At 60.7% G+C, this 26113-nt stretch carries 21 protein-coding genes and 1 pseudogene; 15 read left to right on the forward strand and 7 right to left on the reverse strand.

Annotated elements, in window-relative coordinates:
* Positions 1-29: 29 nt before the first annotated feature.
* From repC to LC039_RS24025, 6 genes are all read left to right on the forward strand, one after another.
* Positions 30-1268 carry a replication initiation protein RepC gene (gene repC, locus LC039_RS24000; protein ID WP_226628940.1) on the forward strand — a complete coding sequence of 413 codons (1239 nt, stop codon included), beginning with the start codon at positions 30-32 and terminating at the stop codon, positions 1266-1268.
* A 320-nt stretch (positions 1269-1588) separates the two neighbouring features.
* Complete coding sequence (locus LC039_RS24005; RefSeq protein WP_226628941.1) at positions 1589-1807, forward strand: hypothetical protein; 219 nt, start codon at positions 1589-1591, stop codon at positions 1805-1807.
* A 222-nt stretch (positions 1808-2029) separates the two neighbouring features.
* Entirely contained in the window at positions 2030-3064 is a 1035-nt protein-coding gene (locus LC039_RS24010) for a toprim domain-containing protein (RefSeq protein ID WP_226628967.1), read from the forward strand.
* A gap of 285 nt (positions 3065-3349) precedes the next feature.
* Positions 3350-3511, forward strand: a complete 162-nt coding sequence (locus LC039_RS24015) for a hypothetical protein (protein ID WP_226628942.1) — start codon at positions 3350-3352, stop codon at positions 3509-3511.
* A gap of 118 nt (positions 3512-3629) precedes the next feature.
* Complete coding sequence (locus tag LC039_RS24020; protein WP_226628943.1) at positions 3630-5123, forward strand: tyrosine-type recombinase/integrase; 1494 nt, start codon at positions 3630-3632, stop codon at positions 5121-5123.
* A 580-nt stretch (positions 5124-5703) separates the two neighbouring features.
* Positions 5704-6765: an acyltransferase family protein gene (locus tag LC039_RS24025; protein WP_226628944.1), complete on the forward strand. Its 1062-nt coding sequence runs from the start codon at positions 5704-5706 to the stop codon at positions 6763-6765.
* Between the two features lie 382 nt (positions 6766-7147).
* Here LC039_RS24025 and LC039_RS24030 read toward each other — a convergent pair whose 3' ends face one another.
* Positions 7148-7390 (reverse strand): hypothetical protein, encoded by a 243-nt coding sequence (locus tag LC039_RS24030; protein WP_226628945.1) that lies wholly within the window; start codon positions 7388-7390, stop codon positions 7148-7150.
* 139 nt (positions 7391-7529) lie between these two features.
* Here LC039_RS24030 and LC039_RS24035 point away from each other — a divergent pair, with 139 nt between their 5' ends.
* The 8 genes from LC039_RS24035 (at position 7530) to LC039_RS24070 (ending at position 15014) form a co-directional block, all read left to right on the forward strand.
* Entirely contained in the window at positions 7530-8387 is an 858-nt protein-coding gene (locus tag LC039_RS24035) for an isocitrate lyase/PEP mutase family protein (protein WP_226628946.1), read from the forward strand.
* Between the two features lie 10 nt (positions 8388-8397).
* Complete coding sequence (locus LC039_RS24040) at positions 8398-9111, forward strand: SDR family NAD(P)-dependent oxidoreductase (RefSeq protein WP_226628947.1); 714 nt, start codon at positions 8398-8400, stop codon at positions 9109-9111.
* Complete coding sequence (locus LC039_RS24045) at positions 9108-9626, forward strand: TRAP transporter small permease (RefSeq protein WP_226628948.1); 519 nt, start codon at positions 9108-9110, stop codon at positions 9624-9626. The genes LC039_RS24040 and LC039_RS24045 overlap by 4 nt, the downstream gene beginning before the upstream one ends.
* Positions 9623-10900, forward strand: a complete 1278-nt coding sequence (locus LC039_RS24050; protein ID WP_226628949.1) for a TRAP transporter large permease — start codon at positions 9623-9625, stop codon at positions 10898-10900. Before LC039_RS24045 ends, LC039_RS24050 begins: the two co-directional genes overlap by 4 nt.
* Before the next feature lie 32 nt (positions 10901-10932).
* Positions 10933-11949 (forward strand): DctP family TRAP transporter solute-binding subunit, encoded by a 1017-nt coding sequence (locus LC039_RS24055; RefSeq protein ID WP_226628951.1) that lies wholly within the window; start codon positions 10933-10935, stop codon positions 11947-11949.
* 104 nt (positions 11950-12053) lie between these two features.
* The gene (locus tag LC039_RS24060) at positions 12054-13475 is read left to right on the forward strand and encodes an FAD-binding oxidoreductase (protein WP_226628952.1); all 1422 of its coding nucleotides are present in this window, start codon (positions 12054-12056) and stop codon (positions 13473-13475) included.
* Entirely contained in the window at positions 13472-14260 is a 789-nt protein-coding gene (locus LC039_RS24065; protein ID WP_226628953.1) for an HpcH/HpaI aldolase family protein, read from the forward strand. Before LC039_RS24060 ends, LC039_RS24065 begins: the two co-directional genes overlap by 4 nt.
* A gap of 79 nt (positions 14261-14339) precedes the next feature.
* The gene (locus LC039_RS24070; protein WP_226628954.1) at positions 14340-15014 is read left to right on the forward strand and encodes a GntR family transcriptional regulator; all 675 of its coding nucleotides are present in this window, start codon (positions 14340-14342) and stop codon (positions 15012-15014) included.
* 308 nt (positions 15015-15322) lie between these two features.
* On the opposite strand, the gene LC039_RS24075 is transcribed toward LC039_RS24070, so the two are convergent.
* From LC039_RS24075 to LC039_RS24095, 5 genes are all read right to left on the reverse strand, one after another.
* On the reverse strand, positions 15323-15931 hold the full coding sequence (locus tag LC039_RS24075) for a pentapeptide repeat-containing protein (RefSeq protein ID WP_264179663.1): 609 nt from the start codon (positions 15929-15931) through the stop codon (positions 15323-15325).
* Between the two features lie 11 nt (positions 15932-15942).
* Positions 15943-17085, reverse strand: coding sequence for a hypothetical protein (locus LC039_RS24080; protein ID WP_226628957.1), 1143 nt, complete (start codon positions 17083-17085; stop codon positions 15943-15945).
* A gap of 400 nt (positions 17086-17485) precedes the next feature.
* Positions 17486-19522 (reverse strand): acyltransferase family protein, encoded by a 2037-nt coding sequence (locus tag LC039_RS24085; protein ID WP_226628959.1) that lies wholly within the window; start codon positions 19520-19522, stop codon positions 17486-17488.
* Between the two features lie 941 nt (positions 19523-20463).
* Positions 20464-21239, reverse strand: a protein-coding gene (locus LC039_RS24090) for an IS5 family transposase (protein WP_226628961.1) whose coding sequence is annotated in 2 segments (ribosomal slippage) — positions 20464-20900 and positions 20900-21239 — 777 coding nt in all. Because the reading frame shifts where the segments join, the coding sequence is not laid out codon by codon here.
* A gap of 442 nt (positions 21240-21681) precedes the next feature.
* Positions 21682-22875, reverse strand: coding sequence for a hypothetical protein (locus tag LC039_RS24095; protein WP_226628962.1), 1194 nt, complete (start codon positions 22873-22875; stop codon positions 21682-21684).
* 447 nt (positions 22876-23322) lie between these two features.
* On the opposite strand from LC039_RS24095, the gene LC039_RS24100 reads away from it, so the two are divergent.
* Positions 23323-24903 carry an FG-GAP-like repeat-containing protein gene (locus LC039_RS24100; protein ID WP_226628964.1) on the forward strand — a complete coding sequence of 527 codons (1581 nt, stop codon included), beginning with the start codon at positions 23323-23325 and terminating at the stop codon, positions 24901-24903.
* Between the two features lie 146 nt (positions 24904-25049).
* Here LC039_RS24100 and LC039_RS24105 read toward each other — a convergent pair.
* A pseudogene (locus tag LC039_RS24105) lies at positions 25050-26071 on the reverse strand (IS30 family transposase).
* Positions 26072-26113: the final 42 nt, after the last annotated feature.

Here is a 26113-nt window from a genome sequence, read left to right on the forward strand (position 1 = left end):
TACCGGACGAGGAATACAGACCGATGCATATGGCTGAAGCCATTTTACCGACCCGACAACACATCTCCTTCCCCTCTTTGCCGCAGGGTATGGAGCGCGACGGCTTCGTTGCGCTGATTGACGCCGTGGCCCCGCTGCTCGGAGTCAGAAGTGCCGCGCTCGCGACCTTCCGCACCATGATCGGTGCCACCCGCCCCAGCGCCTTCAAGAGCGGCGAGGAAGAGCCCTGCTGCTATCTCGCCCAATCCGAGATCGCCAAGAAGCGGAACGTCTCGCCAAGCCGGATTCGGGCGGACGAGGCGCAGCTGGTCGCGGCAGGGCTGATCGAGAAGCGCACCATGGGCAACGGCGCGCGCTCGGGCTTTGTCGGATGCGGTGTGTATTTCTCTGTGGCCATCAAAAGGTGCCAGGAATTCCTGGCTCTCCGCGAGGGGATCGAAGAGGGACGCCGGCAGCACGCGAAGCTGCGCGGGCTTCGCAGCATCCACAAGAAGCACCTGAAGAGTTGCCTCGCTGAGCTGATCGCGGAACACGGGCAGGCGGCCGAGGTTCAGGACATTACGGACGCCTTCGAGGCCTGGCCAAGCGCGGACAAGCTGCACCGGATGTCGCTCGAGGAGCTGGAGGCGCATGTCGCCGAGGCGGACGTGCTCTGCACTGCGGCGCTGGATCTGCTGCCGGCGATGTCAGAAACGCACGGTGGACCGCACGAAAACGAGCGGTCCTATATACAAGATACAATTCAAGATTTTAACGAAGTACCTTGTAACGCTGGCGTTGATCAGCGGAGCGCGGGCAAGCCCGCGCACTCGGATGATGAGGACGCCACGCCTCGCGGCGCGCCGTCTTGCCGAGAAGAAAAAGCTGGGGCGGGGGCCGCCGAGCACAAGTCCAAAATCCTCACAAACCTCCCGATCCAGACATTCATCCCGCTCGCCTCCGAGGAGATGCGCTTCTACCTCGACGCGCGCCGGCAGGGCCGGGGCGGCTGGTCGAGTCTGCACCTGCATGATTTTACCGTCGCCGCGCTTTGCCGGCTGCCCGAGCTCGGCATCAACCGATCCGCCTGGGACGATGCAGTGCGAAAGATGGGCGTGGAAGACGCGACCTGGTGCGTGTTCATTCTCGATGCCAGGGCCGGCGATCCCGAGACACCGATCCTCAGCCCCGGCGGGTATCTGCGGGCCATGACACGGCGCTACGAGGAAGGCACTCTGAATATCGTTGGTGGGCTGATCGGGCTGTCGATGCGCCGGAATGCAGAGTAGTGGCGGGGCCAGTGCGATGCGACAGGGCGATTGAGGCGCCGTCCATCTGGAGGGACCGCGCGCGCTCGAGAGGATGGACTCTGCGCACAGGTAAAGGGCGCGTAAGTGGCGGAATACGCGCGCAATTGCGCCAGAGGCGTGGAGCGGGAAGCCGCAAAATGGCCGCAGTTACGTAGGGTAAGCAAAGTCCCGCTCAGGTTGAGTCATTCACATTGCAGTCAACGTGTAAGCTCTTGTTACTTCCCATTACGGCGCGACCAGCTGCGCCGCAGAAGACGGTGGGCCGCGTGTTGGTGGGGTCTGCCGGGAAAGGGAAAGCAATGAACCAATTCAACCACTCCGCCTATGAAGCGGAGATTGGATCGGTCGAGGAGGAACCTCGACAACGGACGCGACTTGAGACCCTCGGCAAGGCGGGCCTCCTATGGGCCGACCCCTTGGTGCCGAAGAAACAGGTGATCGCGGAGACGGGCCTCGACGCACGCGAGCTGCGCCGCCTCTTCGGCAGACGACGCGTTCCAGCCGTGTGCGACCTGTAGCTTGGTCTGCATCCCCGATGCGGATCTCTCGCGCGCCAGCTAGCCGCCAGAGCGCGCGAACAGTTTGCGAAACAGCGCTTCGGAAACCTGTCGGCCATCGCCGGTATGAGGCGGGCTGTCAGGGGATAGCGGATCTTCCAGGGGTCGGATTTTACATCTCTTCAGGCACCTACAAGTCCCTTGAGCCCGGGAAACATGCGACAAGCAAAGATTGATTTTGCCATGAATACCGAAACTCAGGACCTGCTGCGCGAGCTGGCACAGAACGCCGAAAGCGTGTGCCGGCACTATCTTTCCGCCGGGCGGCGCGAAGGTGGCTACTGGTTGGTTGGAGACCTTCAGAACACGCCAGGGCGCTCGCTCTACGTGCGCCTCACCGGTCCCGATGAAGGCAAGGGCGCAAGCGGCCGCTGGACCGATGGTGCGACTGGCGAATACGGTGATTTGCTCGACATCATCAAGGCGCGGACTGGGATCGCGCGGTTTCCCGATCTTCTGGAGGAGGTCCGGGCACACCTCGGGCGCCCCATGCCGGCGGCGCATCCGAGCACGCCCCGAAGGCGCAGGAGCACATCCGGCAACCGGATATCCGCGAAGCGCCTCTTTGAGGCGTCGGTCCCACTTTCCGGGAGTCTTGCGGAAATCTACCTCCAAAGCCGCGGCATCACCCGCGCCGCGTCCGCGTCGGCGCTGCGCTTTCATCCGCGCTGCTGGCATCGCGATCACGACGAGGCCGCGTCCAAGGCGCGCCCCGCCCTGATCGCGGCGGTGACCGACAGGGCAGGGCGTCTTCGCGGCGTACATCGCACCTGGCTCGCAGAGGATGGGTCGGACAAGGCATCCGTCGAGGTGCAACGCCGGGCCATGGGGGAACTTCTGGGCAATGTCGTGAAGATCGACCCCCCGGGCGAGTGCCTTGCGATCGGTGAAGGTCTCGAGACCATGCTGTCGCTCTGCGAGGCCCTTCCGGGTCTTCCGGTTTGGGCTGCGCTTTCGGCTGCGCACCTCGGCGCCGTCGATCTGCCCAAAGGGATCCGCCAGCTCTACATCGCGCGAGATCTCGACGATGCCGGGCAGGCCGCGGCAGACAAGCTGAGCACGCGGGCCAGAGACGCAGGTATCTCGGTTTCGGTGCTCGAGCCTAAACTCGGTGATTTCAACGATGACCTGCGGGAGGATGGCGCAGCCGCGCTGCGGCAGCGGCTTCTTGGTCAGTTACAGCGCGACGATCTGGTCCGCGTTGCGCTCAAGCGTTGATGCACCGAAAGCATTGAGCGTCGCGAAGTCATACCCTTCGACGGAGCCGCGCGCTTCGCCATGTTGCGCGCTCGTGTCGAGGCGTACCAGCGGGGCGCTGGGGTACCCAAATCATGCCCTCTAAAGATAATGGGGCAGCCACAGCTCAAGCTAACTAGTCCGGAAAGGGCTCGAATTGGTCGAACGCGCTGCCCAGAAAGCCCGCGAGGCTGCGCCGCGGACGCGGGATTAACCTTCCGTTCAGCATTTCATTGATATCCTGTGCCGAGAGGAAGGAGTGCAAAGATGAAGAATACCGTGTCCTTGAGCGACGTGATGTCTGACTACATCAGCCGGTACGGGCTTACTGAAAAGGCTAGACGATTTTTCCTTGAACGAGTGGAGCAAGAGGCTGCTTCCGAGGGTTGGGGCCGTGCCGAAGAGCAAGACAAGTCATCTTTGAAGTGACGCAGCAGCCTGCGCTTTAGCCAAAATTGGACGGCAGATTGTCGTTTCTGGACGGGACGACTTCGCCAAGGCGCGTAAGACTTGCATCGCTGGCGAGTGGCCAAGGGTGCACGACATGATGTCTCCGCCGACCTCTTCCGAGCTCATTCCACCCACAGCTCTCGACGCAATCGAAGCGTGCCCGTTTGCCAATGAAGGGGCTATCACGGCCCTGAGGTTTCGCGAGACACCCTATTGGCATTCTCTTCTCAAATGCAGGCACCTCGGCATTCACCGACCCGACGGTCGCATCTGCAACTGGACCGCTCGCATTCTGACCAAGGACAAGCGGTATATCCAGAAGTGCTTGGGGCCCGCCCTGGACCTTGGACGCGGGCAGGTGGCTTTCGGTCTCGCCGTGGAGCGCGCCTTCGCCTGGTTTGCGCAGTCTGACATGCAGAAGCTCTCGAACGAGCCGAAGCCGATCGGCAGGACCCGAGAAATCAGCATCTGCCCCATCGGGGATGTCTACACGGTCGGCCATGCGCTGCGCGACTACACCGATTGGACCCGTTTAGCGCGCTCTCCCGGTGGTCACTACAATAACCTTGTTCTAATCAACTACCACCTTATCCCGAGCTTTGCGCATCGACCGCTCGAAGACTTCGACGCGACCGACGTTCTGGCGCTCGCCAAGCAGGTGATTGAGACGCCGCCGCGTTTCGGCTTCATGCCCTACTCCTCGCGCAAGGAGGTGCAGGAACTGTCAGTCGATGTGCTACGCAGACGAAAGCGGACCTTCAACTCGCTGCTCAGCATCTTGCGTATGGCCTTTCGGCACGCGTGGGACAGCAGCCGCATCCAGTCGGAGAGGCCTTGGCGATGCCTCCATCGAATTCCGGTGGCGCATTCTCCGCGCACGATATTCCTGACGCGCGAAGAATGCCGGCGATTGCTCGGGGTATGTACGCCCTCTCTCCGCAAACTTGTTCTCGCGGCGCTCTACACGGGCTGCCGCGTGGGTGAACTAGGCGCACTGCGTGTCGAGGATGTCGGCCGGCAGGGCTTCGGGGTCAGGGTCGGAGCCTTCAAGAGAGGTGCGGCAAGGTTCGTCTTTCTTCCGGACGAGGGTATGGCATTTTTTCTCTCATGTTGCGAAAGCAAGCAGGACCGGGACCCGGTCTTCACGTCCGACATGGGACAAGTCTGGAGACGCCAACACGGCAACCTCTTCAGGCGGGCGGTTGCGGAAGCGGGCCTTCCCAAGGCTTTTGTCTTTCATGGCCTACGCCACACTTATGCGAGTGATCTGGTTCGTGCCGGAGTTCCTCTGGAAATCGTCGCAAAGCAGCTCGGGCACGCAAATACGATCACGGTCAGCAACACCTATGGGCACCTCTCAGAGCAATTTCGAGAGGAACAAATTCGCACTCTCTTCAGCCCCCTGAGCCAAACCCATCGAGCCTTGGCAGTCGAAAAACGCTCTGACCTCGAGCACCTGTGGCATTCGTTCCAACGCGAGGATTGGCGCGACTACGCGCGGGTTGAAAGCAAAGGTTCGCATCCCAAACAGGCATTTGCGCGAGGAAGCCAGGAGGTTATCCAGCTGTTCGGTCGTCTTCAGGCCGACTGACCAAGCCGGTATGCCAGGCTGGTGCTGCGGAAGAAGTCGCAAGTGCAGCAGATGATCAGAAATGCCGCCGATAAATCTCGAAGCAGGACCGAATTGACTGAGTTCCCCCGGGTGGCTCAGAAAGCGGGTGTTTGGCTCTCCGCTCCCGCATGACGTGAACGATATTCTTGCTGCTATTGCATCGAGGGAGCGGGTTCCTGACTCCCAATAGATTAACGTGCACGAGTGCAAGTCATTGGAAACGTACTAATTTTAATCATTCGTTTACTAAATTCATGCCTGCGAGTCATGTGTGTTTGGGGGACTATTGTGCTTAGCGTCATCACCCGTCTTCTGAGTAAGAAAATCGGCAGATGTTATCCATAAAGCAATGCGCAATAAGCTATAAGTTGTACGATTAAAATATTCTACATCTTGCAGCTCACTATGCGTACGATAGCATGCCTTTTGAGGTGAACATTCTCCTCCGTGAACGGGAGAGGTAAAGCCTTAAGCTGATCGCGCCTAGAGGCGTATTTTTGGCTTGGGAATTTTTAGAAAATTTTGCACTAAACTCATTTTATTCTTCGGATTAAATACTATGCATATCAATTCTCTTGATGGCTACAGATTTCTTGCGGCGCTTATTGTTTTATTGGGGCACTTCTCGAATCAGACTGGAATCTTTGCGAAAACATTTGGTGGAGGTGCGGAGCAAATCGGCGTCGTGATGTTTTTCTGCCTGAGTGGATATTTCATGGGTTATAAATATTTCAATTCAGGCTTTTCTCTCAGAGAGCTTAAGATATATCTTTCGCGGAGGCTTGGCAGGGTTATGCCTCTTTTTTTGTTCTCCCTTTTTATTGGAGTGTTGTTGAGTCATCTAGGCAATGACTTGCCATTTTACAAGATTGATTACTTGGTCGCACTAAAGAGTATTGCTTTGGTCGAGAGTGTGAGTGTTATGTGGTCAATAGTTACTGAGTGCCGATTTTATTTCATATTTCCGTTCATTTGGCTTGGATTTTTTATAGATAGGAGGATCGGAATTTTCTCAATTTTTCTTATTGTAGCTTTGGGGTGGTCGTTTAGAGGTCATGAGAACGAACTTCCTAAAGAGTCTCTAGTCCAGTATTTGCATATTTTTGGTGTTGGTGCCGCCTTGTCTCTACTCTGCTCCCGGAAAAATTCTTGCGTAAAATCGAAGGACTTTAAAATCAACGCGAGAACTTTGAACGTTCTTTGGCTTTTCTCGGGCTTCTTTATCCTTGTGACCTACCCTGGTATTTCTGAGAGGTTTCTTAACGTATATCGCAGCCAGTCAGCCTATTCCGATCCCTACGTTCTGTTTGCTTGCTGCCTCTTCCTTGTCCTCTCCATCTACAGTCCTCTTGCTCATAAGATACTGGGTTGCCGCTTTGCTACATTTGGAGGTCGCGTATCGTTTTCGATATACCTTTGGCATATGCCGGTCATATGGGCGTCAGAATTAGTAATTTCGGAGATTCCGCTAGAGGCGCAGCTCATCTTGGTAGGGTTTGTGACGCTATTTGTATCTTGGTTGAGCCACAAATTTATTGAATTGCCTGGGCAAATGTTGTTTCAAATTTTGGTTCAGACCGAAATGGGGAATTTTTCTCAAAAGTTACGGAGGGAACGATGATTTGAAATTTCTTACAAAGCATCCTTCCTCGCCCAAGTGGGCGCATAGGGAACACAATTGAAATATGTGCTATATTATCCTACGAGCTAAGCCCTCTTAATCTAGTTCGCCAAATCAGGCTGGGTGCGTATCGTTCTCTTGCATCGAAGTATGCTGCACCTCTCGGCAGCATTGGGCTGACATCAGCCGAATGCACTTACGCCTCTGGTGAGAGCCGTCTGATGGGGATTTGAGAGTGGTTCTAAGTCCGACCTTATGGTCGACCTAAAGTTCACACCCGAGATCTACATCCTGGCAAGCGGGGATGTTCCGCGCGGGCGACACCGGAACGATGCTGACTAGCTCCAAGTCGTGAAGGAAAGCTATCTGCGACAACGTCAGGTCACAGCGACGGCGCGGCGGCATGGGAAATCGCGTTCTCTTTATACGACTTGGCGGCAGCCGAAGCGCTTGACCCGCGAGTGCAGCGATCAGCCCCCTGCGAAAAAATACCGACGATCCCTCCGCGCTCCAGCACCGGGATGGCATCGAAATTCCCATCCGCGATCATCGGCAGCAGCGCCGCGATCGCTGAAGGCCGCTTCGCGCGCAGGCCGCCGACATTCGTGATGTCCGAGGCGGTCACCGGAGTCTCGCGCCCGAGATCGACGAGGCGCCGGAAGGGTAAAAACTCGCGCTTGACAGTTCTTACATGTAACATGTTACACATCAGCTGGAGACGGTCAGGTGCCTGAGGAGGCAGAGCCTGAGCCTGAGGAGGAAAGATGACCCGCGAAAACTTGTTGCGTGCCCGCCTTGAGCAGGGCCTGTTCTCCGTGGCGCCCGGCGCCGCCGACGCGCTGAGTGCCCGAATCGTACAGGCCCAGGGGTTTGACGCGGTCTACATGACCGGGCTCGGGGCGACGGCCATGCGGCTTGGCAAGCCTGACCTCGGCCTGATGACCCAAACCGAGATGGCCGACCATGCCCGCGCCATGGTGCGGGCGGTCGATATCCCGGTGATCGCCGATGCCGATACCGGCTACGGCGGGGCGCTCAACGTGGCCCGCACGGTACGCGAATACCTGCAGGGCGGTGTCGCGGCGATGCACATCGAGGACCAGGTCAGCCCGAAGCGCTGCGGCCAGTTGTCGGGCATCCGCCTCGTGCCGGCCGAAGAGGCGGCGGCCCGGCTCAGCGCCGCCGTCGAGGCACGCGGTTCGGAAGACATCGTCCTGATCGGGCGCACCGACGCGCTGCCGGGGCAGGGGGTCGACGAAGCGGTCAGCCGCGCCGCGCGCTACCGCGACACTGGCATCGACATGGTTTTCGTCGATGGGGTCAAGACCCGCGCGGAGGTCGAGCAGATCGCTGCCCGCGTCGAGGGGCCGAAGGTGCTGAGCCTCGTGGATGGCACCGATGCGGCACAACTGACCTTCGACGAGGTGCAGGAAATGGGGTTCTCCGTCGTCATGTACGCGGTCACCGGCCTGTTTGCAGCAGCGCAGGCGACGGCGGGCGCGATGGCGCGGCTGAAGTCCGGTGGTCGGCCCGGTGGCGGCGCGGCGCTCAGCTACGCGGAGTTCTGCGACGTGGTGGACCTGCAGGCGCATCAGGCCTTTGCCCACCGCCACGGCGAATGAAAGAGGCGACATGACAGCAAGAGTACTTATCACCGGTGCGGGGTCGGGCATCGGCCTCGCCGTGGCGCGGCGGGTCGTGGTCCGCGGCATGCGGGCGATCCTTTGGGATATCTCGGCCCCGGCGCTTGAAGCCGCGCGGGCCGAGCTCGGCGACAGCGTCGAGACCCGGCAGGTGGATGTTTCCGATGCGCACGCGGTGACCGAGGCCGCCGCGTCGCTCGAGGGCGTGACCCACCTCGTCAACAATGCGGGCATCCTCGGGCACCGGATGGATTGGGACGACCTCGATCCCGCCGAGGTCGCGCGGGTGCTTGCAATCAACGTGACCGGCTTCATGCAGGTCGCCGCGTGCTTCATTGCGGCCCGCAGTCCGCATCCTGCGGCGTCCATGGTCAACATGGCCTCGATTGCCGGGGAGAACGGCGGTGCGCCGGGCTTTGCAAGCTACGGCGCATCGAAGGGGGCGATCATGGCGCTGACCCGCGCCATGGCCCGGGACTTCGCCCCGGAGGTCCGTGTCAACGCCCTGTCGCCGGGCATCATCGACACGCCGATCCAGGACGCGGTGATGACCGATGCTGCCGCGCGTGCGCGGGCGGCCGAGGGCATCCCCATGCAGCGCATGGGCAGCTCGGACGAGGTGGCGGAGGCGGCGGAATGGCTGCTGTTCGATGCGTCCTACACCACGGGCGAAATCATTCGGATCGCAGGAGGCCGGCGGTGAAACTGATCGACTGTTTCTTCAGGGCACTCGAATGGGTGCTGGTGTTCCTGCTGGCCGGCATGACGATCATGGTCTTTGCCAATGTGGTGCTGCGCTACGGCTTCGGCTCGGGCATCGATATGAGCGAGGAGCTTTCGCGCTTCTTCTTCGTCTGGCTAATCTTCCTCGGCGCGATCGTGGCGATGCGGCACAACATGCACATGGGCTTCGACCTCGTGATAACGACGGTCAGCGCGCGGGTGCGCCGGGTCCTTCTGACCGTCGCCAATGGCGCGGTGCTGGGGGTCTGCATCCTGATCCTCGTGGGCACCCTGCAGCAGTTCCATGTCAACGCGACCAACATCGCCCCGGTCACCCGCATGCCGATGATCTGGGTGTTTGGCGTGCTGATCCCGATGTCCTCGCTCGTGGGGCTGATGGCCGGACTGCGAATGCTCGGATACGCCACGGGCCGCCTGACCGAAGCCCCCGGACATCCCACCGCGGCTGAAAGCGAGATCGAGGTGCACAAATGACCCTTGTCCTGTTCATCCTGACGCTCGGCGTCAGCCTCGTCATAGGCGTGCCCGTCGCCTTCGCGCTGATCATCTGCGCGGCGGCCATGGGGCTGCACATGGACCTCTTCGATCCGCAGATCATCTCTCAGCGGATGGTGGTGGGAGCCAACAACTTCTCGCTGCTGGCGATCCCGTTCTTCCTGCTGGCGGGCGAGCTGATGAACGCGGGCGGCATGTCCCGTCGGATCATCGGCTTCGCCATGGCCTTCGTCGGTCACGTGCGCGGCGGTCTTGGCGTGGTGGCGATCTTTGCCGCGATCATCCTCGCCTCGCTGTCGGGCTCGGCCGCGGCAGACAGCGCGGCGCTGATCGCCATCATGCTGCCGATGATGAAACAGTCGGGCCATGACGAGGCGCGCTCGGTCGGGCTCATGGCCTCGGGCGGCGTGATTGCCCCGATCATCCCGCCGTCGATCGCCTACATAATCTTCGCCGTGGCGACCAACCTGTCGATCACCCAGTTGTTCATGGCCGGCATCGTGCCGGGCGTGATGATGGGGCTCGGCGCGATCATCGCCTGGCTGATCGTGGCGCGCCGTGACAACGTGCAGCCGCAGCCGCGCCAGGGCTGGGGCGTGCGCATCAGGGAGACCCGCAAGGCGCTGTGGTCGCTGGGCATGCCGGTGATCATTCTCGGCGGCATCCGCTTTGGCGTGGTCACCCCGACCGAGGCCGCGGTGATCGCAGCGGTGTACGCGATCTTCGTGGGCATGGTCGTGCACCGCGAGCTCAAGTTCAAGGATCTGTTCGGCGTGTTCCGCGATGCCGCGCTGACCACTTCGGTGGTGATGATGCTGGCCGCCGCGGCACTGGCGACCGCGTGGTTCATCACCATCGCCGATCTGTCGGGCATCGTGCTGGACCTCGTCGGCCCGCTGGTGGACAGCCCGACGCTGCTGCTGATCGTCATCATGGCGCTGGTGCTGATGATCGGCACGATGCTGGACATGGGGCCGACCATCCTGATCCTCGCCCCAGTGCTCCTGCCCGTGGTCGAGGAGGCCGGCATCGACCCGATCTACTTCGGCGTGCTCTTCGTCATCAATTGCGCCATCGGACTTGTCACGCCGCCTGTCGGCATCGTGCTCAGCGTCTCGGCGGGCGTCTCCGGCGTGCCACTGCACAAGGTGGCCAAGGGCGCTGCCCCTTTCCTGATCGCGCAGATCACCGTGTTGGTGCTGCTCGTGCTGTTCCCGCAACTCGTGCTGGCGCCGCTGAACTGGCTGCGCTGACCGACCCCGCTTCACTTAGGAGGAGACCTACCATGAAGTTCAAGTTCAAGACCCTCGCGGCCGTCGTTCTCACGGCGACTGCCCTGACCAGCCCGGCGCTGGCGGCGGATTTCGGCCGCCACACTTTCAAAGTGTCGAACGGCGCATCCAAGGATCACCCCGTGGCCGCCGGCGTCGATGCCATGTCCGAATGCCTCGCCGGTGGATCGGACGGGTCGATGAAGCTGCGCGGTTTCTACTCCGGCCAGCTCGGCGATGACGCCGAGGCGACCCAGTCGGTGCGTTCGGGCTCGATCGAGATGGTGGTGACCGGCGCCGCCGCGATCGCCGGCATCGAGCCTGCAATGGGCGTGTTCTCGTTGCCCTTCGTCTTTGCCAACGACGAGGAAGTGGATGCCATCATGACCGGCCCCTACTTCGACTATCTGGCCGAGAAGATGCCCGCGCATGACCTCGTGCTGCTGTCGATCTGGGAGAATGGTTTCCGCAATGCGACCAACTCCAAGCGCCCGCTGAACGCGGTGTCGGATTTCGAGGGCCTGAACGTCCGCGTGATGCAGAACCCGATCTTCCTCGACACCTTCCGCCGTCTCGGCGCGAACCCGGTGCCGATGGCCTTCGGCGAGGTCTTCACCGCGCTCGAGACCGGCGCTGTCGACGGGCAGGAGAACCCGCTGCCGCTGATCGAGGCGAGCAAGTTCTACGAGGTGCAGAAGTACCTGACGCTGACCCGTCACGCCTATTCGCCGACGCCGGTCCTGATGTCGCTGCAGGTCTGGGAGGGGCTGAACGCCGACGAGCAGGCGCTCGTGTCGTCCTGCGCCGCCGAGGCGCGTGACGCGCAGATCGACCGCTCGCGTGCCGCCGTCGGTGAGGCCGCGGAGCTGCTGACCTCGGAAGGCATGGAGATCAACGAGATGCCCGCCGCCGAGATGGACAAGCTGCGCGAGCTGGTCGGACCGGTCTACGAAGCGGCCGCGGAGTCGGTCGGCCAAGAGAACCTCGACCGCCTGCTGCAGGAACTCGAAACCGTTCGCGGCGGCTCCTGAATATGTCCGGCCTGCGGGCCGGACATGAGACCGGCGCGGCGTCCTCCCGTGCGCGCGCCGGTCTTCCAGAACTTTCTTTCCCTGTTCCATCGACCGGAGCCTCCATGCCTCTCGACACCGCTTCCTGCCTTGCCGCCCTGGCCGAGGCCTTTCCCGGAGCCGCCCTCTTCACCGGCGATGCCGTGCCCGCGCGGAACCTGCATGACACAAGCTTCCTGCCGGATGTGGCACCGCTGGCCGTGGTCCGCCCCGACAGCCCCGCAGGCGTCTCCGAGGCGGTCAGGATCTGTGCCGAGCACGGCGTGCCGATGGTGGCGCAGGGCGGGCTGACGGGGCTTGCCGGGGGCGCGCACCCGGTCGCGGGCTGCGTCGCCATCTCGCTCGAGCGGCTGAACGGTGTCGAGGAGATCGACCCCGCCGCCGCGACGATGACCGTGCGCGCCGGCACGCCGCTCGAGGTGATCCAGAAGGCGGCGGACGAGGCCGGGTTCTTCATCCCGCTCGACCTCGGCGCGCGAGGGTCGTGCCAGATCGGCGGCAACATCGGTACCAACGCCGGCGGCAACCGGGTGATCCGCTACGGCATGACGCGCGAGATGGTGCTCGGGCTCGAATATGCGCTGCCGGACGGCACATTGATCGACGGCCTCAACAAGATGCTGAAGAACAACGCCGGCTACGACCTGAAGCAGCTGTTCATCGGCTCCGAGGGCACGCTGGGCATCGTCACCCGCGCGGTGCTGCGCATGCATCCGAAACCGGGTTGCGTCAATGCGGCCCTCTGCGGATTGTCCTCTTACGACGACGTACTGAAGCTTCTGGCTGCAGCCCGGCTTGGTCTGGGCCCGATGCTTTCTGCCTTTGAGGTGATGTGGCCGGACTACTGGCAGGTCGTCACCGAGGAGGTCGGGGCGCGCAGCCCGCTCGGGGGCACGCACGAGATGTATGTGCTGCTTGAGGCGCAAGGTCTCGACGAGGCCATCGACGGGCCGCGTTTCATGTCCTGGATCGAAGGAGTCTTCGAGGAGGGGATCATCGCGGATGCGGCCATCTCGCAAAGCCTTGGCGACGTGCAGTCCTTCTGGGACGTGCGCGACGCCTGCGCCGAGTTCCAGACGGTGCTGGGGCCGCATTGCGCCTTTGACATCGGTCTGCCGCAGACCAAGATGAACGAATTTGCCGATGCCTGCCGGGCGCGGCTGAAAGAGGACATGCCCGAGGCGTTGTCAGTCTACTACGGCCATATCGGCGACGGCAACCTGCACATCGTCGCGCTTGACCGCGCGCAGGCGCAGCCGCCGATGAAACGCATCAGCGCGATCGTCTACGACACCGTGCGCGATTTCGGCGGTACGATCTCGGCGGAACACGGCATCGGCCTGTTGAAAAAGCCCTATCTCTCCTACACCCGGTCCGAGAAGGAACTAGCGCTGATGGCCCGCATCAAGGCCGCGCTGGATCCGCAGGGGCTGCTTAATCCGGGCAAGGTCTTCGACACGCCCGCAAACGGAAAGTCCGACACATGAACGCTCTGAAATCCCGCTTGCAGAAAGGCGAGTTCGTCGCCGCCGCCTGGGCCGAACTGGGCCATCCCGACATTGCCGAGATCTTCGTGCGCCACGGCTGGCCGGTGGTGCTGATCGACGGCGAACACGGTATCGGCAACCTCGAGACCTGGGTTGCCGTGGCCCGGGCCGTCGAGGCCGCGGGCGGCGAGGTGATCCTGCGCGTTCCCGACGGGTCGGACACCACGCTCAAGAAGGTGCTCGACCGCGGTTTCCGCTCGATCGTCGTGCCCATGGTGAACAGCGTCGAGCAGGCGCGCGACATCGCCGCCTCGTGCCGCTACCCGGTGCGCGGCAGCGGCGGGGTGGGGCGCGGCTACGCGGCACCCATCGTGCGCGGCTCGGACTATGGCACGCGCCCGGATTACGCGGTGCGCTCGGCAAACGAGGACGTGCTGCTGTTCGTGCAATGCGAGACCCGCGAGAGCATCGATGCGCTGCCCGGTATCTGCGCGGTGGAGGGTGTGGACGGGATCTTCCTCGGCCCCAACGACCTGGCGGCGACGCTGGGCCACATGGAGCAGATGGAACATCCGACCCCGCAGGCGGCCTTTGCCGAGGTCGAACAGGCGGTGATCGAGGCCGGCGGGCTGTTGGCGACCGTCTGCGGCGGCGGGCGGGACTGGGCCGACCTGCGCGCACGCGGGTTCACCCTCGTGGCCGGCGTCAACGACGTGTCGTTCCTCATCGGCGCCGCGCGTGACGCTGCAGCAGCCCGCGACGCACAGCTGGCAGACCTCGCGTAAGGCTGGATTTCCTGACATTGCCCCACGTGCTAAGACGTCGGGGTTGCGCCGGCGGGCGCCCGAGAACAAGGCGAGCCGAATGAGCGTGAACCGGAAGATGCAGATCGAACAACCGAAGACGCTGACCGAGATCGTCGTCGAACGGCTGCGCGAAGCGATCATCGATGGCCACTACAAGTTCGGCGAGAATATCTCAGAGGACAAGCTGGCCACCGCCTTCGGGGTCAGCAGATCGCCGGTGCGCGACGCGCTCAACGCGCTTCAGTTCACCGGTCTGGTCACCATCAAGCCGAAGCGCGGCAGTTTCGTCTTTCAGCCCACGGCGGCCGATGTGGCAGAGATTTGCGACTATCGGCTCATGCTGGAGCGCGAGGCGCTCCGGCTGTCGATGGCGGCCGACCGCGAGGGCTTTCTCGCGGCGCTGTCTGACACGGTGGAGCGGATGCGCGAGCGGATGCAGGCGGGCGACGAGATCGGATACGTGCGTATCGACACCGAGTTCCACAATTTGTTCTTCGACTTCTGTGGCAACAGCCTCGTGCAGAACGCCTTCGATCTGGTCGAAGCGCGCATCGCGACCATTCGAACCGCGTTGAACGCAAGGTTCAAACAGCGGCGCGAGGACAGCTTCGACCAGCACGTTGCGATTGTCGAGGGCTTGCGAAAGGGCGACTGGGAGCAGGTGGACGAGGTACTGCGCAAACACATTACCTCGATCCGATCTGATGCAATCGATGAGCTGTCGAGGGTGTGAGCATCCCTTTCGCCAAGTTTGCTCTTTTCAGGTCTCGCGAGGTTTCTCTTCTTTTCTCCTTCTGCGGGGGTCGCGCTTCTGCTGACCCCATAGACAGGTAAAGGCTTCTCCGGGCACCGAAGTCTCGTACAGATTGGCACTTATGCGAATCCGAGGCGGGTTAGGGCGCGGCCGCCAGGCGCCCGCTTGGCGTAGGAGTCTGACGCCCAAGGAATGCGTCTAAACATTGGCCAAGTATAACTAACAGCCCATGAACCTTTTCACCTTCCTCTTGGTGTGAGGTGCGTTGCAGGGCCAGCAGGCGACGATCAGTCACGCCACATGCATCCCGGGGCAGGCTGCACCGGCTCGACCTCGTGCCACTCCCCGTGGGCGAAGGTGCCTGAAGTGAGAGGGTCCGAGCCGGCTTCGATCCAGCCGCGCCACCGCCCGAAGAAGTCGGCGTCGGGCAACACGACGTCCGACCATTGGCAGGGCACGTCGACGCCGGCTTGCAGCAACACCGACGCGTCACCAAAGCTGTTCTTGAGGCCGTTGCGCGGATCGAGCGCCGCCGACCGGAGATCGACGCGCCTTAATGCGGCGCCGTCGATGGTGGCGCCGATCAGGTCAACTTCAGAGTAGGCATAGGCGAGATCAGGAGAGCCCGGTGCGCCGAAGAGCCGCGCGTAGTTCAGATTAGCGTCTGCCAAGCGCGCGAAGCTCAACGTAGCTCCGTCTAATCGCGCGAAGCTGAGGTCCGCGCCGGTCAACTCAGCTCCGTTCAGGAAGGTGCCATTGAGCTCTGCGTGCCGCAGCTTCGCGCCCTCGAGGTCAGCCACGATCGCCCACGCGCCATGAAGCAGCGCCAGATCGAGATTTGCGCCGGACATACGTGCACCGCTGAGATCCGCCCCCTGCAGCCTTGCGTTCTCCAAGTTGGCGCCCCTTAAGTCCGCGTGCTGAAGGTTCGCCCCCTCGAGCTCGGCCGCCCACAAAAAGCCGACCGAAGCCGCGCCTCGCGAAAGTCGATTCCGGGAATGTACGCGTTTCCAAGCTCCGCGAAAGCGAGGTCGCGCGCGCTCAGGTTCGGCTTTTGCAGAACCGCAAGGTAGGCGCCGCGGCGGGACCGCCACTCCTCTTGGAACACTCCGCTTTGTGGCAAGGAGGAGTCGCAATCAGAGGTATCTGGTCGGGCACACCATTCGGCGTAAAACTCTCGCTCGGCATGGGCGTGCGGTGCCCAGTCGGAGGGAAACTGCGTCAGCCGGGCCTCAGTAAGATTTGCCGGAACAGGACGGAACCACTCGACCGCATGCATGCGAAGGGTTGGGGGCGCTCTCCCGCGCTCTCCTGCCGAAGATGCAGGCGGATAGTTCCATATGTCAACTTTCGTCCTCAGAATCGAGACCCCGACCAATATCACGAGCGCGCCCAGCGACAGCCAGTTGCGCGTGACCGCGCCTCGAGCACAGCTCGTCCGACGCTGTTGCATCTCTTGCCGGAGGGCGGACCAGCTGGCCCAGGCGGTCCAGAGGGAGAGGGCGAGCATCAGGGCAAGAAGGACGGTGAGCCCCCAGTGGTGTGCCGGTTGCGAGCGGTACCAGAGGCCTGCGAGGACGGCGGGGGCGGCACCGTAAAGGACGACGGCCGAGGCGAGGACACCGAGCGTGCCGAGGGCGCCTTGCTCGACGCATGATGGCTCGGAGGGCGAGAGGCGGCGGCGGACCTGGAGGGCAAACTCGGAGATGAGCCAAGGGTGGACCTTCGCCCCAAGCGGTTCGGTCCCGATGCGTGGCGGGGCGCGGCCCAGGGCCTGCCAGAGCTGGGCGAGCGAGACGTGGAGGTAGGCGAAGACCAGCAGCACGATGAGGCCGCCGAAGAGGAAGAGGAACACCACCGGAACCGAGACCCCGATCAGTGGCAGGTCGGTGCCGCGGTCGACGGCGAAGAAGTCCACGTCTTCGACGTCGAGGAGCGTCACGGCGACGAAGGCGAGCGTGGCAAGATAGGTGAACCAGCTCGTCCGCGTCGCCTCGGTGACGATGCGGATGCGCTCGAGGATTGCGGCATGGTCGGTGCCGTCAGGCATCGGAGGTACCCCATTGCTTCTACAGGTCATGATACCTTCAGAACATACGGCCGCAAAATCCGAGGCTGGGTAGCGCGATCGCAGTGCATCAATCCACAGCTCCAGAAACCGCCATAAGCGCCCTGCGGTTTCGGGAAGCACAGTATTGGCATTCTATTCTCCGGTGCAGGTACCTCGGCATCCACCGGCCAGACGGACAGCACGGTCCCTAGCCAGAAGGTCTTCGACATCGGCGATGCTCCGAGCGAAAAGAATGCATGCGCAGGCCGCACAGGCGACGATCTCACGGGGTAAACGAAAAGCCCATCAGACGCGGCAGTCTCGACGGCAACTTCATCTGGGTCCCATGATCAGGCAAGTGCCGACCAGCGACTTGGGAATCCCGCCGAAACTCATGATGTCAATGCGCAACTCCGCAACAAGTCACAGCTTTGAGATCGGGGTTCTCGGTGCATTCCGTTTGGTAATGCGCGCGAAGGTCGCATGGGATCGTAGGGCGTTGCAGCGCGTCGACGATCTGTCCCCATGCCCATTCGGCGCCTGCCATTGAGAGGTGGTTGTCATCGGTGAAGAACCGCGTGTCTCGCTGCGTCAATTCACAGGTCTTTGGGATGCAGAACAAGCTCCGGCCTGAAATGATCTCGACCTGCGCAACAGAGCTCAAGACGGCCAGAAACTTGTCCTCCGCCCTGTGCCACTCGTTGATGTCGGTAGCGTCCACGACGCGGCTAGAAAATCGGGAGCGAGCAGAAAAAACGTTGAGGTCGGGCGTCTGCGACATCACCACGACCCGTGGGCCGCTCCCCAAGTTGGCCAGGGTCTCCATCATGCCGCGCGTGAGCGCGGAGCGTGAGGTGGCGAGGCTTGGAACTTCTTCGGCATTCGCAGAGGTCAGGTAGTAAGGGGGGGTGAGCTTGACACCCAATCTATGCCAGCCATTCAAGTACAGGGTCCACCGGGATGTCAGCAGGACAATCTCAGGCTCTAAGTCACGGACGAATCGGGCAATCTTTTCGATCTGTCCGGGTTCATTGCAGATGTGGTCCTCGTAGTCTGCGGCCTGAAGGTGCACCGATAGGGCTGGCGGACATCCCGGGTGGGAAATCACCATGACGGAATACTCTTCCGGTGCCGTGATGCCGCGGCGCAGTGCAAGGGCGTGTGAATCTCCCCACACGACGATCGACGCCAGGCCGGTTCCGTGGCGGGTGCACTTCAATTCGCCCTCAAGTATGGGAAAGCCGGCGCAGCCGCGGACGGTCTTGTCGGCCAGCGCGATCCGCGGGGGCGCGATCGCAGCGATATCTGGGTTCTCCAACTCGAGCAGCGTTGGTACGCGGTTCGCCGCAGTGAACGCAATAGCGGCGAAGGCCGCAATAATGCCTGCAGCCCCCCCCAATGTTTTACGCCTGCGCGCGGGCGTCGCTAACCCTGCCGGTCGGCGGATTGGAGTTTCCACCCATTTCCATGATGCCCATGCGAGAAGTAAGGCGAGTACCACCAAGCCAATATCCTCGCCTGTCGAGAGTGGAGCGGATTTGGCGATCCGCGCGAACGCGAAGAGCGGTTGGTGCCAGAGGTAGAACGAATAGCTCAGCAAACCTACGAGGAGCACTGGCCGGAATGTGAGCGCCTTTCCCACAAAGTCTGCGTCGGTTGTAAAGAGGATCACGCAGACTGTGCCACCAACCGGCAACAGCGTCGCTAGGGAGGGCCAGTGCGTCGTCTCGTCGAAGAGCACGAACGAGAGGCTCACGGCGCCGATCCCAATCAAGGAGAGAAACCCGTTTCGCCGAGGCTGGCCGCTCGCAAGCAACAGCGCCGCCCCGGCACCGGCCATGAGTTCGAAGACCCGCGTCGGAAGGAGAAAGAAGCTGGCGGCGGGTTTGGTGCCCACGAACACCTCTGCGAGGGTAAGGCTCACGAGGGCGGCCGAAAGAACAACCCCCGCCACAGCGCGCCGCCCGAAACGCCATATGAGGGCAAGGCCGAACGGGAAAATGAGGTAGAACTGCTCTTCGACCGAAAGGCTCCAGGTGTGCAGGAGGGGGTTTAATTCGGCGGCGTCCGAGAAGTACCCGCTGATGCTCCAGAAATGCACATTGGAGACCGATAGTACGGCATAGAAAAGCGACTGGCACAAGGCAGTGAATTGTGGGGGTGTCATTATCAGCCATGCTAGGAAGAGGCTGGTCATGGCCATGAGAAGGAATGCGGGCAAGATGCGACGCGCGCGACGCTCGTAAAACCGTGCGATGGAGAACCCGTCCCGGACCAAGTCTTCGATGAGGAGCGCCGTGATCAAATATCCAGAGATGACAAAGAAAATATCGACGCCGATGAAGCCGCCGTCCCAACCAATCCAGCCAGCATGGAAAAAAACGACTGGTAGCACCGCAACTGCGCGGAGGCCATCAATTTCTGGTCGGTATTGCAAGATTCCTGTTTCCCTTGCGACGGTTTCATCTCTGCGTAATGGATTTCTGGACCTCTACCCATGGTGTCGCTTTCATGCGACGCGCATATGGCTAGACGCGCTTCCGCGCGCTTGGCGCTTGGCAAGCGCGGTCTCGCACGCCAGCATGCGCTCCGGTTCCTCTCGCCTGTCTCTCCGTGGCCTGCGGGAGCTCACTATCCAAACTTCCCATTCCAAGTCAGATATTTACGGCAGGTGCTCAGCTTGTGTATCACTGTGCCCTCTTTGCCGGCTCGCGATCAGCCGCGAAGACCTCGTCTCGCGATACCTCTCCGGAGCCGTAAACACTCCCTCATCGCCCCATGCCTCAAAATCTATCTCGTTCGTGGTGCCGGTGCAGAGTGCGCAAATTTGGAAGGAAAAGAAAATGTCACTCTCAGCGCCAGCCGCGCCATTTTTTTGCGGCCTTATTCTGTATATCTTGTGCTCCGGACCTTGGCCCTGAAGAGGGAATGTCTGAACGCCTCGTCGCCGGAGAAGGCGCGTAAGATCTTCCCAAGATATGCGATCACATAATCGGCGATCCACGCACTTTAAATCCAGTTGTGCGTAATCTTCAATTTGGGTTATGCCGAAAATTGGACTTCTCCGAATCATTTTCCGGAACAGTAGCCCGTCGCGGGCATTGCTAAACTTAATAGAAATATAAATCAAAATGAATAGTGTCTATCTCGAGCTTGATATCGGATATGCATCCGCTTGGAAAGTGGAAATTTTAGAAAATTCCTGATGGCATATTTTCGGTGCCGTCTTGCGCAGAATCTGTGCAAGTATGGAAGATTTCATATCAATGAGGTGAGGTGCAAACCAATTGAAGGATAATGTTCAGATCAGCTTTAGCGAGAGCATTGAGGGCATATTTCAAGATTGGAGGTATTGATACGAAGTCATTTCCATTTAGGTCATGTTGACAAAAGGCGGATCGACGTGATGTCAATGAAGCCGAGGAAGCTTTCCGGCGTTTTGTCGTAGCGTGTCGCGACACGCCTGGCGTTCTTGAGCTTGCTGAAGCAGCGTTCGACCAGATTACGCAAGCGATACAGCGAGCGATCAACACCAATCCGCTTCTTGCGGGACTTGCGCATCGGTATCACGGGCAGGACGTTGCGCGCCTCCATGCCCTCCCTGATCTTGTCTGCATCGTAGCCGCGATCCGCGAGCAGCACGCTCGGGCGGGGCAGATTATCCGCCATCACCTGATCGAAGCCGAGATAGTCCGACGTCTGGCCAGGCGTGATCTCTATCCTCATGGGAAGCCCATGTGCGTTGACGAGAAGGTGGATCTTGGTCGTAAAGCCACCTCGAGAACGGCCGAAACCCTGTCGTGGAGTCCCCCTTTAGCGCCGGCTGCCTGATGGTGGGCGCGGATCACGGTGCTGTCGATCATCTGCAGGGCGCTTGGCACGGCTCCGCTCTGGTTCAGGGCATCCATGATGTCCTCCCAGAGGCCCGCCAGTGTCCAGCGCCGGAACTGTCGGTAAACGCTTGACCTTTTGCCGAACTCGCCAGGTAGGTCCCGCCAAGGCGCCCCGGTTCGGGTAATCCAGAAAATCCCATCAAGGACGAGGCGGTGCTTGGTGGCTTTGCGTCCGTTCGGGGCGCGGACGGCGAGGATGAAGCGCTCAAAGAACGCCCATTCCTCGTCCGACATAAGGTCTCGTGCCAAGCTGGCCTCCATCGCAGATGCCAGCTTGAATCATGCCCTACGCCCGAGGGGAATCCCTTTTGTCAACACGACCTAGCGTGAAAGCAGCGATTCGAAAACTTCAGCAGTTCTCTGTCAGGGAAAAGGGGAACCTCCGTCATCTGTGGATTTGCGAAATTGAGTCTCTCTGAGAGCCCTGGATCGGTTCGATGAACAAGGTAGGCGAAATCGCTTTAATCGTTGCCCAGACAAAACGGCTTAGACGCGCCGATTTTGCAGGCGGCGGGTTCGTTCATGATGACTAGAAACGGAATCGCAGCCACTGCGAGACACAGGACCAGCGCGAGGGTGGTGATTATCAGCTGCAGTTTGCGTTGCGAACCAATATTTGCCATATGATTCCAGCTCCAACTCCAGTTCCACCTCGCGCTGCGATGTTTTGACCGCCGCATATAGCTGCGACCCAGCTTGAGTTTCAGCCACTATTCTCTAATAAGTGATCCTCTCTCTTGAGAACCAGCCTCGTTGACCAGGAGAATGAAATTTCGTGGTAGATGACTGCGCCAAGTAAGATCGTCAAAAATAATGCGAAACCTAGGCTTTCAGAATGCATCAAAAGAGCCAAGCAGACTCCGGCGATGAGGGCCGTTCTCAGCAGCGTCCCTTTCCCGCTCCCCGACCGGTGATTGATCATGAGAACTGCAACGCTGAGCACGACTATCAGCACCCCTCGTCGGGTCGTTGTGATTATCGCAGTTTCCAGGACTCCGATAGGCGCCACTGAAACACATGTATACGAGAGCACGAGCAACAAGACTGCCTGAACCAATCCGCCATGTCCCACCATGTTCTGCAGCCAGGCGCCTACGACTATCGCGGCCACAAATAGAAACGCTATAGCGGCAAGCCAGTCTGCAAGGCAGCCACGATGGTGATCTTCTAGTGCGAGCGCCAGCATGGTCACCACCGGTGCCAGCACAATCAACGCGACGAAAACGGACAGGCGTCGCTCCAAAAGTACTGCGAAGACAGGGTCGCCTCGGTCGTATACCTTCCGCAGTTCGATCGAGTTCGTAACAGTGGTGCCCAACAAGATCAGCATGCCAAACAGTTCGGTCCCTTCCTCGATCGTGATTCGGGCTGCGAGGGCCTGAGCACTGTCCCAGGTGACTGTATGCTCCAGAAATTCCTGCACTGCGACAGAACCCAACAGCGCAAAACCAACCAACAAGCCCCCAACTTTCTTTCTATGCGTAGGGCCTTCTCGCCACAGGAGCGCCATGGCCGAAATTAATACTACGAAGATGATTCCGCCGAGAGGAAGCAGCAGACCCCAAGACCCGATCCCTATCGCCTCTCCGACACCCGCGAGACGCTCATGAATAGAGCCGATCTCATCCGCGCTGAGGAACAACAGGACGGCTCCGATCTGGACCCAGGCCCGCGCTAACTTTGGCCGGTCCGACCGATAAAGAGTGTGCCCATCCAGAGCGTGTAGCGCGATGAGCGCTAGCAGGGCGCCAGAAAACCAAGCCGCCAGATTATTTTCATGCCCGAGATGGAACTGCTGAACGACCCTCGGAAACGTCTGCCGTCCGGCAGTCGAGGCTTGAAGTTCAAGAAAATAGGTCGCGGCAGCAAGTAGCGCACAAAGGCCTGAAATTGCCACGTATCCTGCCGATATCCGGCCTGATAAAGATTGATAGGATGACAAAGCAAAATATGCCTTTCACTTCATGATATCAAAAAGACCTTAATAAATGTCATAAAAATGTTACAGATTCGGGAAGTTTTGGCAACGCTCTTCTGAAGTGTATTTCGGCTTTGCGCTGCTGTACCTGACAACGCGGTCATTCGCTTTTGCTGGTCAAGCATTCACTTCTGGTAAAACCCACACCACAACTTCGGTCCGCCCACCAATGATACGAAACACGGGCAGCCCGACTATTTACCGTGACCAGCGTGGCCGGCAGCATTGCAGAAGTCTATTTCAACTGAAGTATTTTCCAGCTTGTTCACCTGTGCGACAGTATAACAGTATGGAAGATCTCAATGGGATGGGACTATCGTTGCTGGGCCGGCAACGACAAGCGTCGTTCTTCGAGGAGGTGCCCAGATGGCCACGCCAGATTGCTCCTTTGGAGCGAAAACCCGGGTCAAAAGGCATGGCCCGCCGTTCTCGAAAATGCTTCGAAGCATAGTCATCGCAGCAAGCGTTCTGCTCGTCGAAGCCCGGGGCGCACCTGTGATGGCAGAGGCTCCATTTAGAGAGGACAATACTCCGGGCGTGCCCGCAGGTTTGTATCCTGCGAATCCGATGATCTTTGAACTTGACGTTCCGGTTGATCCAAATGGTCTGGGGGCACTCTTCGCGCACGACCTCACCGGGGACGGACGGATGGATTTCGTCGTCACATCCCCGGGGCATGTCGCGGCCTATTCTGGCGTGGGAGTGAAGCTCTGGCACGTCCGCGACGAAATCTCCCTGAACCGCGCGGGCCGCGGAACCGGGTACCCGGGGCTCCACGCGCCAGGCGCGATCGCTGGCGATGTTGACGGCGACGGTCGGGATGAGGTGGCTTACTTGCTTTCAGATGGCACGTTGATCGTACGGGGGGCGGGGAACGGCGAGGTCGAGCGGAGCTTCCGCTTCCCCGGCGCCCTTGCACTTGCCATCGCTGACTTTCGAGGAGAAGGCGAGCGTGATGCTGTTCTTCAATACAGCCAGCGCGAGCTTCGCGGGATCAATCTGGAGAATGGCCAGACACTCTGGCATGTCACGGATTGGTGGGGTGTCGAACATAGCATGGCCCGGACGGTAGACCTCGACGGCGATGGCCGCGACGAAGTCCTGGGGCCCGTCGTTCTGGACCGAAACGGTACGCCGATACAATCCGCCGCGCGCGAGGGTGCGCGGATGGACGCCTTCGACAGCCTCGCTGTAGGGGATATTCTGCCCGAGCCCGGGCTCGAAATCGCGCTCGCCGAGCAGCACGGCAACGAAGAGACGATCGTAATGAGTTTGTCGGGCTTGGGTTGGGCGACCCATCACGAGCCGGGCGGCGTAAGGGCTATCGGCGAATGCCGCTACAACGAAGATGCCGACAAGCTCGCGGTGGGCGACTTCGACACCGAGCATCCCGGGCAAGAAGTCTTCGCACGGTCGTCCTGCGGTAATCATCCCTGGTTGATGAATCGTGAGGGGGAGGTCATTAGCGCCTGGTCGGTCCGCCGCAGTGCTCCTTCAGGATGGTGCCATGTCGGCGATTGCTGGGCCGATCCCGACGTCGGCATCATTGAGCAGATTTCAGACTGGATTCGCGTCGACTTCCGGGGCGGTCGCAGCGCTAACCGAGGAGAATACGGCATCGACATAGCAAGGCCGGTTCACTGGGACGGGGATGGCCGACAACTCCTCTTTGTGACCGAGCGTCATGTTGATGGTAAAATTGCGCTCGTCGACCCCCGGAACGGACGCTTCGTTCGCGTTTGGCCGGCCGAAGCGGCACGGACGTACGCCGCCGACGTGGCGGGCGATTTTCGCGAAGAGCTTATCGTCCTTGAGTCACGTCGTCACGGGGCCGTTTTGAAGATCTTCTGGAACGGATCGGAGGCGACGGGGCAACCGGACGCGTCGCTTTGGGAAGATCAGCACTACCGCCGGACCCGTCAGAACTGGAACTACTATTCCCCATAATGTCGGCCCTCCACGAGCCTCCCAATGAGAATCGATCTGTACAATTTCGTCTCGAAAACTACAGAACCGGCGATCATTCCGTTCTCGGCATCCGTATGGTTTCGGAAGTTAACCTTTTGTGTGCGCTACTTGAAGCGCGACTCCCATTACCTGCGACGGTAGGGGCGCCGGCCGATTTCCTCCATCATCTTTTCGCGGAAGACCTCGGCCGGGGTCCTCCAGCCGAGGCATTTGCGGGGCGTGTTGTTGAGTTGGTCGCAGAGTTGCTTCAGTTCGAGCTCTGTCATGGCAGCGACGTCACGCTGCCTTGGAAGCCAGCGGCGGAGCCGGCGGTTGGTGTTCTCGACTGTGCCTTTCTGCCAGGGCGAGGAGGGGTCGCAGAACCACGTCTGGGTACCGAGCTGAGCCTGCAGGTGCGGCCATGACACGAATTCCGTGCCGCGGTCGAAGGTGATGGACCTGCGACCCGTCACGGGCAGATCCCGCACCGCCTTCACGATCTTGGTCATGACCGGTTTCGTGCGCCTGTTCGCGTTCTTCAGCAGCACGGTGAAGCGGCTGACGCGTTCGACAAGAGAGGTGACGTTGGTCTGGCCAAGCGATTGTTTGAACAGCATCAAATCTCCCTCCCAATGGCCGAATTCCCTGCGGTGCGCGACGTCGTCCGGGCGGAACAGGATACTGACATCACGGTCGAATTTTGGCGCGCGGCGCTTGCGGGCTCGGCGTGGAGGCGAGCCCTGCGGTGCTCGGGCAGGTACCACCAGAGCTCCTGCGCCATGCCTTCCTTCGAGTAGATATACCGGTAGATCGTCTCCTGGCAGACCCGGAGCGTCGCACCTTCGTGGATCAACCGGTTGCCGATCTGCTCGGGGGTCCAGCCGTTCTTGATGCGCTCAACGACCTGATTTCGAAGCTGCGGATGCCGGATCAGCTTGCGCTGGCGGGCGCGCCGATCGATGGCCTGCCGATGCGCAGCGGCGCCATAGTAGCCATCATAGCCCGGCAGGCACTCATCGCTGAACCAGTTCCGCTTGATTTCGCGGTAAATGGTGGCTTTCGAGCGCCGCAGCACGCGGGCCACCTCCCGGACAGGGACCTTTGCCAGCTTCCAGCGTTCGATCTGGACACGTTCCTTGACGCTCAGTTGCGCGTAAACCGCTCCCATGGCAGACTCTCTCCATTAGATAACCATCTGTTTTCTAATGGG

The sequence above is a fragment of the Alloyangia pacifica genome, from assembly GCF_020524285.1.
Classification (GTDB): domain Bacteria; phylum Pseudomonadota; class Alphaproteobacteria; order Rhodobacterales; family Rhodobacteraceae; genus Salipiger; species Salipiger pacificus_B.